The sequence below is a fragment of the Bacillus sp. BS98 genome, from assembly GCF_008432245.1.
GTDB classification, from domain to species: domain Bacteria; phylum Bacillota; class Bacilli; order Bacillales; family Bacillaceae_G; genus Bacillus_A; species Bacillus_A toyonensis.
The window spans coordinates 73,187-82,500 of record NZ_CP043830.1; the positions used below are offsets into that span (position 1 = coordinate 73,187).

Sequence of the window (9,314 nt, forward strand, 5' to 3'; positions counted from 1 at the left end):
AAATATAGATAAAACCAATAAAAATACTCGGTGTTAGGAGTGACAGGAATGCGAGTGGCACAATCAGTTTCAGAATTAATCGGGAAAACGCCGATCGTTAAGTTGAACCGCATCGTAGAATCAGACAGCGCAGATGTATACTTAAAATTAGAATTTATGAATCCTGGGAGCAGTGTTAAAGATCGTATTGCATTAGCTATGATTGAAGATGCTGAAAAGAAAGGGTTATTAAAAGAAGGCGATACAATCATTGAGCCAACAAGTGGTAACACAGGAATTGGTTTAGCGATGGTAGCGGCCGCTAAAGGATATAAGGCGATTTTAGTAATGCCAGAAACAATGAGTATTGAGCGTCGTAATTTATTACGTGCTTACGGTGCTGAATTAGTATTGACTCCAGGTCCTGAAGGAATGGGTGGGGCAATTCGTAAAGCGACTGAATTAGCGAAAGAGCATGGCTACTTTATACCGCAACAGTTCCAAAATCAATCAAATCCAGAAATTCATCGTTTAACAACAGGTCCAGAAATTGTTGAACAAATGGGTGATCAATTAGATGCGTTTATTGCAGGTATTGGTACAGGTGGAACAATTACTGGTGCTGGTGAAGTGCTGAAGGAAGCGTATAAAGATATTAAAATTTATGCAGTAGAACCTGCGGACTCACCAGTATTATCTGGTGGGAAGCCGGGGCCACATAAAATCCAAGGAATTGGGGCGGGATTCATCCCAGAGACATTGGATGTAAAGGTATATGATGAAATTATTCAAGTAAAAACAGAGCAAGCGTTTGAATATGCGAGAAGAGTGGCTAAAGAGGAAGGTATTTTAGTTGGTATCTCTTCAGGAGCAGTTATTTATGCAGCGACAGAAGTTGCGAAAAAATTAGGTAAAGGGAAAAAAGTACTTGTTATTATTCCAAGTAACGGTGAACGTTATTTAAGTACACCACTTTATCAATTTGAATCATAATTGAATGTGATTGAAAAGCATCCTTGAAAAAGGATGCTTTTTTCTTTTTGGATTGGAAATAGGAAAAGAGTGATTGACTAGAAAACTTCATGTAAAATAAGAGGTAGTATAATTAATTTATTTTCACTAACCTTCGAGTATAATCATTTTCTATATAAAGAGCTTATGTAGTTTGAGGTGGTTAATCTAAGAGGGTGGGATAAAAGAAGACGGGGTGTTGATATGCAACGAAGAAAATCTTTAGCGCTTTCTATTCCATATCAGTTAGATTTCTTTAAGCAATATAAATTTCTTTCTCAGGATAAGCCGCAACATATTTTGCTAGAAAGCGGACGTGGCGGTCGTTATAACATAGTGGGGTTAAACCCAGTAGCGGTAATCCAAGGGAAGGGTGAAACGTTACATATAAGCGAAAGTGGTAAGGAAACAATAAAGCGAGGGAATCCATTAGATTTAATGCAAGAATATATGGAAAAATGGAAAACAGACTACAATCCAGAGTACCCGCCGTTTCAAGGTGGTGCGATTGGCTACTTTAGTTATGATTGTATCCGTTATATCGAAAAACTCCCTTCTCTTGCAGAGGATGATCTGAATATACCCGATATATTCTTTTTATTATTTGACGATGTGTTCGTCTATGATCAAGAAGAAAAAGTATTGTGGATTATTACACATTATGTAGATAAGCATGCAGAGGCGGAAGAACGATTACATGAATGGAAGAATCTTTGGGCGGCAGAAGTGCCTGAAGTGACTATGCCGTTTGAACGTCCTGAAAAGAAAAATGAAGCGGTTGCTTTTACAGAAGAAGGCTTTATGAAGGCTGTTGAACGTATTCAAGAATATATTGGAAATGGTGATGTGTTTCAAGTAAACTTGTCGACAAGGCAAGAAAGAACTTTACAAACGCATCCGCTAGAAATTTATACAAGTCTTCGTAAAATTAATCCATCTCCATATATGGGATACTTGGAGCTTGGGGATTTTCAAATTGTTAGTGCTTCGCCTGAATTGCTAATTAAAAAACAAGGGCAAGAAGTAAGTACAAGACCAATTGCTGGTACAAGATCCCGCGGTGCGAATGAACAAGAGGATGAAGAATTAGCGAGGGAATTAATTGAGAACGAAAAGGAACGAGCGGAGCATGTAATGCTTGTAGATTTAGAACGAAATGATTTAGGGCGCGTTTGTAAATATGGCACTGTAGAAGTAGATGAATTTATGGTAATTGAAAAGTACTCACATGTTATGCATATCGTTTCTAATGTGCGTGGTGAGGTGGAAGAAGATAAGGATGCTTTCGATTTAGTGAAAGCTGTATTCCCTGGTGGAACAATTACCGGTGCCCCGAAAATACGTACGATGGAAATTATTGAAGAATTAGAACCTGTTCGACGAGGGATTTATACAGGTTCAATTGGTTGGATTGGTTATTCTGGAGATACGGAATTGAATATTGTAATTAGAACGCTTCTTGCTAAAGATGGGCAAGCGCATGTGCAAGCAGGAGCGGGAATTGTAATTGATTCAAATCCGAAAAATGAATATAAAGAGTCGTTAAAAAAGGCAATTGCTTTATGGCGTGCAAAAGAAAGTAGCGAAGAAACGGTTAGGTGAGAGAAATGATATTAATGATTGATAATTATGATTCTTTTACATTTAATTTAGTGCAATTTCTTGGAGAACTTGGACAAGAGCTTGTTATTAAGCGTAATGATGAAGTGACTATTGCAGATATTGAGAATATGAAACCAGATTTCTTAATGATTTCACCAGGTCCATGTAGTCCGAATGAAGCGGGAATTAGTATGGAAGCTATTAAATACTTTGCAGGAAAGCTTCCGATTTTTGGAGTTTGTCTTGGGCATCAATCTATTGCGCAAGTCTTTGGTGGAGAAGTTGTTCGAGCAGAGCGATTAATGCATGGGAAAACGTCGCCTATGCATCATGATGGAAAGACGATTTTCTCGGACATTCCTAATCCATTTACTGCAACGCGTTATCATTCCCTTATTGTTAAGAAAGAGACGTTACCTGATTGCTTAGAGGTAACATCTTGGACAGAGGAAGGGGAAATTATGGCGCTTCGTCATACAACATTACCGATTGAAGGTGTGCAGTTCCATCCGGAATCTATTATGACTTCTCATGGGAAAGAATTATTACAGAATTTCATTCGCAAATATAGTCCAAGCGTGGCATCGTGTTAATTTACGTAAATGGTGAATATGTAGAAGCGAATGAAGCGAAAATTTCTCCTTATGACCATGGTTATTTATACGGACTTGGAGTTTTTGAGACGTTTCGTATTTATAATGGTCATCCTTTCTTGTTGGATGATCATTATAAACGTTTAATAGATGCGCTAGATACATTGCAAATCAAATGGACAATGACAAAAGATGATGTAATGCTTATTTTGAAAAATCTCCTCGTTAAGAATGAATTGGAGCATGCATATGTTCGTTTCAATGTATCGGCGGGTGTAGATGAAATAGGATTGCAAACCGAAATGTATGAAGAGCCGTCGGTTATTGTTTTTATAAAACCTTTACCAGCCCCAGGGGATATAGTGGAAAAAGAAGGGGTTGTTTTAAAACAAGTGCGAAATACACCAGAGGGTGCGTTTCGCTTGAAGTCCCATCATTATTTAAATAACATTTTAGGGAAACGCGAAATTGGAAATGTTGTGGATAAGGAAGGTATTTTTCTTACTGAAGCAGGTTATGTTGCAGAGGGTATTGTTTCGAATCTCTTTTTTGTGAAAGACAATGTTTTGTATACGCCTTCGCTAAAAACAGGGATTTTAAATGGTATCACTCGTGCATTTATTATAAAGGTTGCAGAGGAGCTTCGTATAGAAATAAAGGAAGGTTTCTTTACGAAAGATGAATTGCTTTCAGCAGATGAAGCTTTTGTAACGAATTCCATTCAAGAAATTGTTCCGCTTTATCATATAGAGGGACGAGATTTCCCGGGTAAAGTCGGAATGATTACAAAAAGGTTTATGCATCTTTATGAAATGCAGAGAGAGAAATTGTGGAGTAGAAATGAATTGCGAAGAGGAGATGTGTAATTTGAAGTGGGATTATGATTTGCGCTGCGGCGAATATACATTGAATTTAAATGAAAAGACATTAATTATGGGGATTTTAAATGTAACGCCAGATTCATTTTCTGATGGTGGGAGTTACAACGAAGTGGATGCTGCGGTGCGCCATGCGAAAGAAATGAAAGATGAAGGTGCTCATATTATTGATATTGGTGGTGAATCTACTCGCCCGGGTTTCGCTAAAGTTTCGGTGGAAGAAGAAATTAAACGAGTTGTTCCGATGATCCAAACGGTTTCGAAGGAAGTGGAATTGCCTATTTCTATCGATACGTATAAAGCAGAAGTTGCGAAACAAGCAATTGAAGCTGGTGCTCACATTATTAATGATATTTGGGGGGCGAAGGCGGAACCGAAAATTGCTGAAGTTGCAGCTCATTATGATGTACCTATCATCTTAATGCATAACCGTGACAATATGAGTTATCGTAATTTAATGGCGGATATGATTGCTGATTTGTATGACAGTATTAAAATTGCTAAAGCTGCTGGTGTACGAGATGAGAATATTATTTTAGACCCAGGTATTGGTTTTGCTAAGACGCCTGAACAAAATTTGGAAGCGATGCGTAATTTAGAACAGTTAAATGTACTAGGTTATCCAGTTCTTTTAGGCACTTCAAGAAAGTCCTTTATTGGACATGTACTAGATTTACCGGTAGAGGAACGTCTTGAGGGAACTGGAGCTACCGTTTGTCTCGGTATTGAAAAGGGCTGTGAATTTGTTCGTGTTCATGATGTGAAAGAAATGGCGCGTATGGCTAAAATGATGGATGCGATGATTGGTAAGGGGGTAAAGTAATTGGATAAAATTTATATCCATGATATGGAGTTTTACGGTTATCATGGTGTATTCCCAGAGGAAAATAAATTAGGTCAGAGGTTTAAAGTTGATTTAACGGTAGAATTGGATTTGAAACGTGCAGGAGAAAGTGATGACTTAGAGCATTCTGTCAATTATGGAGAGCTTTTTGAATTGTGTAGGAAAGTTGTCGAAGATAGAACGTATAAGCTTGTAGAGAGCATCGCTGAAAATATCGCTACAAATATATTGAAACAATATGAGAGTATTTCACGATGTACAATTAAGGTAATTAAACCAGATCCGCCGATACCGGGGCATTATCGCGCTGTAGCGGTAGAAATTACGAGAGAACGTTCATGAATAATATAGCGTACATTGCATTAGGTTCGAATATTGGAGAGCGTTATACGTATTTAACTGAAGCGATTCAGTTTTTAAATAAAAGTCCGTATATCCAAGTTGATGATGTTTCATCAGTGTATGAAACTGATCCAGTTGGCTATACTGACCAAAGTTGCTTTTTAAATTTAGTTATAAAAATTTCTACCAATTTATCACCACAAGAATTATTGAAAGTAACGCAAAAAGTAGAGAATGACCTAGGAAGAAAAAGGGAAATTAGATGGGGTCCGAGAACCATCGACCTTGACATCTTACTCTATAATCAAGAAAATATTGAAGCAGAGAATCTTATTGTTCCGCATCCGCGGATGTTCGAAAGAGCTTTTGTTATCGTTCCGTTGTTAGAAATTAATCAAGATATAAAACAAGACATTTCACGTTCACAAGTAGAAGAAATGAAAAGGCGAGAGGGAGTAACGGTATGGAAGCAGAAAAATGGGGAAGACGCATTCGTGCTTTTCGAAAGCTGAAAGGCTATACACAAGAAGGTTTTGCTAAAGAATTAGGGGTATCTGTATCTGTTTTAGGTGAAGTTGAGAGAGGGAATCGATCGCCTTCCCAAGATTTTGTAGTAGAAGTTGCTAAAGCATTAAAGGTCTCGATAGATGAACTAATGCCAAAGTAATTATGAAGGAAGGAGTAAATCCAGTGTTAAAGATTGCAAATATTGAGATGAAAAATCCGGTTGTACTAGCACCGATGGCGGGAGTGTGTAACTCTGCATTCCGTTTAACAGTAAAAGAATTTGGTGCAGGCTTAGTTTGTGCTGAAATGGTAAGTGATAAGGCGATATTACTTAATAATAAGAGAACGTTAGATATGTTATATATCGACGAGAGAGAAAAGCCATTAAGTTTACAAATTTTTGGTGGAGAGAAAGAAACGCTTGTAGATGCTGCGAAATATGTAGATAAATATACGACAGCAGACATTATTGATATTAATATGGGTTGTCCAGTACCAAAAATCACTAAGTGTGATGCAGGAGCAAAATGGCTTTTAGATCCAAATAAAATATATGAAATGGTAGCGGCAGTTGTAGATGCTGTTGAAAAGCCAGTTACAGTTAAAATGCGTATAGGTTGGGATGAAGAACATATTTTCGCAATAGAAAATGCTAGAGCTGTTGAGCGTGCTGGTGGACAGGCAGTGGCAGTTCATGGACGTACACGAGTGCAAATGTATGAAGGAAAAGCAGATTGGGATATTATTAAACAAGTAAAGCAAGCTGTGAATATCCCGGTTATTGGAAATGGTGATGTTGAAACACCGCAAGATGCGAAGCGTATGCTTGATGAAATTGGTGTAGATGGTGTTATGATTGGCCGTGCTGCTCTTGGGGATCCGTGGATGATTTATCGTACGGTAAAGTATTTAGAGACGGGTGAATTAATGCCGGAACCAACAGTGCGCGAGAAAATTGATGTATGTATGTTGCATCTAGATCGTCTTATCGATTTAAAGAATGAAAATGTTGCTGTAAGAGAGATGAGAAAGCATGCGGCTTGGTATTTAAAAGGTGTTCGTGGTAATGCGAGTGTGCGTAATGGCATCAATACTTGCAACACACGTCAAGACCTTGCGAATGTATTAGGTGCATTTGTAGAAGAAGTAGAAGCGAAACAACAAACAATTTATGTTGGTTAATAAGGGAATGTAGAAGATTGACATTCTTCTACACACTTCCTATAATTACGTGAAAGAAAGAAGAACTGCCAGTTAGTTGCTGGCAGTTTTTCTAGTTGAGTAGAAAATGCTATACTGTATATATTGTAAAAATTAATAGAGCTGGAGTGATATCAATATCATGGATAACATGAACCACGAAGAATTAAACGACCAATTGCTTGTTCGTCGTGAAAAGCTACATAATTTACGTGAGCAAGGAATCGATCCGTTTGGTAAACGATTTGAACGCACAAATTCAACAACGGACTTAGTAAGTCTATATGGAGAATTCTCTAAAGAAGAATTAGAAGAGAAAGAAATCACTGTTTCTATCGCTGGTCGTATTATGACAAAACGCGGTAAAGGAAAAGCTGGATTCGCGCACATTCAAGATTTACACGGACAAGTTCAAATTTACGTTCGTAAAGATACTGTTGGAGATGAAGAGTACGAATTATTTACGACAGCAGATTTAGGTGACTTAGTAGGTATTGAAGGTAAAGTGTTCAAAACGAACGTTGGAGAACTTTCAGTAAAAGCAACAGGATTTACACTTTTAACGAAATCCCTTCGTCCATTACCGGATAAATACCATGGATTAAAAGATGTTGAACAACGTTACCGTCAACGTTACTTAGACTTAATTACAAGTATGGAAAGTCGTGAAACATTTGTTACTCGTAGTAAAATCATTCGTGAGATGAGAAGATATTTAGATGACAACGGTTATCTTGAAGTAGAAACGCCTATGATGCACGCGATTGCAGGTGGAGCATCTGCTCGTCCTTTCACAACGCACCATAATGCGTTAGATATGGAATTATATATGCGTATCGCAATTGAACTTCATTTAAAACGTCTTATTGTGGGTGGATTAGAAAAAGTTTATGAGATCGGCCGTGTATTCCGTAATGAGGGTGTATCAACTCGTCATAACCCTGAGTTTACGATGATTGAATTATATGAAGCATATGCTGATTATAATGATATTATGAAACTAACAGAAAATATGGTTGCTCATATTGCGAAAAAAGTATTGGGTACAACAACAATCCAATATGGTGATTATGAAATTAATCTAGAACCAGAATGGACACGTCTTCATATGGTAGATGCAATTAAGCAACACTCTGGAGCAGATTTCTGGAATCCAATGAGTGTAGAAGAAGCGCGTGAACTTGCAAAAGAACATAATGTAGAAATTAAGGATACAATGGAAGTTGGTCATATTATTAATGAGTTCTTCGAACAAAAAGTAGAAGATAAATTAATCCAACCGACATTTATTTATGGTCATCCGGTAGAAATTTCGCCACTTGCGAAAAAGAATGACGAAGATCCACGATTCACAGATCGTTTCGAGTTATTTATCGTTGCACGTGAACATGCGAATGCATTCACTGAGTTAAACGATCCAATCGATCAAAAAGAACGTTTTGAAGCTCAATTAAAAGAGCGCGAGCAAGGTAATGATGAAGCTCACATGATGGATGATGATTATATCGAAGCTCTTGAGTACGGTATGCCTCCTACGGGCGGATTAGGAATCGGTATTGATCGTTTAGTTATGTTATTAACAAATGCACCATCTATTCGCGATGTACTATTATTCCCTGCTATGCGTCATAAGCAAGACTAAGCTTTGGAGATTTCTCCAAAGCTTTTTTTATTTTACTATGAGTGATTTGAAGGAAGTGGGTTTTGATAGGGATCGTTTAGAAATTATATTTATATAGAAGAAACATGCTATTTTTATGCTTTTTTACTAAGTTAAAAATTTTATTAGAAAAACTATTGCATTTTAATAAGCGAACTGGTATATTTATATTCGTTGCCACGAGAGGTAACAAAAGAAACAAACGAAAAACAACTTATTTAAAAAAAGTTGTTGACGAAAATATGACAAAATGTTATATTGATAAAGTCGCTTCTGAGCGACGAAGTAGTTCTTTGAAAACTGAACGAAACAAACAACGTGAAACGTCAATTTTTATTTTTAGATGCTAGACAAACTAACTTTATTGGAGAGTTTGATCCTGGCTCAGGATGAACGCTGGCGGCGTGCCTAATACATGCAAGTCGAGCGAATGGATTAAGAGCTTGCTCTTATGAAGTTAGCGGCGGACGGGTGAGTAACACGTGGGTAACCTGCCCATAAGACTGGGATAACTCCGGGAAACCGGGGCTAATACCGGATAATATTTTGAACTGCATGGTTCGAAATTGAAAGGCGGCTTCGGCTGTCACTTATGGATGGACCCGCGTCGCATTAGCTAGTTGGTGAGGTAACGGCTCACCAAGGCAACGATGCGTAGCCGACCTGAGAGGGTGATCGGCCACACTGGGACTGAGACA

At 37.8% G+C, this 9,314-nt stretch carries 10 protein-coding genes and 1 rRNA gene (1 of these 11 cut by a window edge); all 11 read left to right on the forward strand.

From position 1 onward, the window contains the following. Window positions 1–48: 48 nt before the first annotated feature. Entirely contained in the window at window positions 49–972 is a 924-nt protein-coding gene (gene cysK / locus F0362_RS00390) for a cysteine synthase A (RefSeq protein WP_001261721.1), read from the forward strand. A gap of 222 nt (window positions 973–1,194) precedes the next feature. Then, window positions 1,195–2,592 carry an aminodeoxychorismate synthase component I gene (gene pabB / locus F0362_RS00395; RefSeq protein ID WP_001189707.1) on the forward strand — a complete coding sequence of 466 codons (1,398 nt, stop codon included), beginning with the start codon at window positions 1,195–1,197 and terminating at the stop codon, window positions 2,590–2,592. Window positions 2,593–2,597: 5 nt separating this feature from the next. After that, window positions 2,598–3,185, forward strand: coding sequence for an aminodeoxychorismate/anthranilate synthase component II (pabA, locus tag F0362_RS00400; RefSeq protein WP_000602280.1), 588 nt, complete (start codon window positions 2,598–2,600; stop codon window positions 3,183–3,185). Continuing rightward, on the forward strand, window positions 3,179–4,051 hold the full coding sequence (gene pabC / locus F0362_RS00405; protein WP_000909853.1) for an aminodeoxychorismate lyase: 873 nt from the start codon (window positions 3,179–3,181) through the stop codon (window positions 4,049–4,051). The genes pabA and pabC overlap by 7 nt, the downstream gene beginning before the upstream one ends. Then, entirely contained in the window at window positions 4,026–4,886 is an 861-nt protein-coding gene (gene folP / locus F0362_RS00410; protein ID WP_002104269.1) for a dihydropteroate synthase, read from the forward strand. The genes pabC and folP overlap by 26 nt, the downstream gene beginning before the upstream one ends. Continuing rightward, window positions 4,887–5,249, forward strand: a complete 363-nt coding sequence (gene folB / locus F0362_RS00415; RefSeq protein WP_000358065.1) for a dihydroneopterin aldolase — start codon at window positions 4,887–4,889, stop codon at window positions 5,247–5,249. It begins immediately after the preceding gene. After that, complete coding sequence (gene folK / locus F0362_RS00420; RefSeq protein ID WP_001059455.1) at window positions 5,246–5,761, forward strand: 2-amino-4-hydroxy-6-hydroxymethyldihydropteridine diphosphokinase; 516 nt, start codon at window positions 5,246–5,248, stop codon at window positions 5,759–5,761. Before folB ends, folK begins: the two co-directional genes overlap by 4 nt. Then, entirely contained in the window at window positions 5,713–5,916 is a 204-nt protein-coding gene (locus F0362_RS00425; RefSeq protein ID WP_000387027.1) for a helix-turn-helix domain-containing protein, read from the forward strand. Before folK ends, F0362_RS00425 begins: the two co-directional genes overlap by 49 nt. A 23-nt stretch (window positions 5,917–5,939) precedes the next feature. Then, window positions 5,940–6,938 carry a tRNA dihydrouridine synthase DusB gene (dusB, locus tag F0362_RS00430; protein WP_000912241.1) on the forward strand — a complete coding sequence of 333 codons (999 nt, stop codon included), beginning with the start codon at window positions 5,940–5,942 and terminating at the stop codon, window positions 6,936–6,938. A gap of 160 nt (window positions 6,939–7,098) precedes the next feature. Then, entirely contained in the window at window positions 7,099–8,598 is a 1,500-nt protein-coding gene (lysS, locus tag F0362_RS00435) for a lysine--tRNA ligase (protein WP_000369685.1), read from the forward strand. Between the two features lie 379 nt (window positions 8,599–8,977). Then, a 16S ribosomal RNA gene (locus F0362_RS00445) occupies window positions 8,978–9,314 on the forward strand (it continues 1,215 nt past the right edge of the window).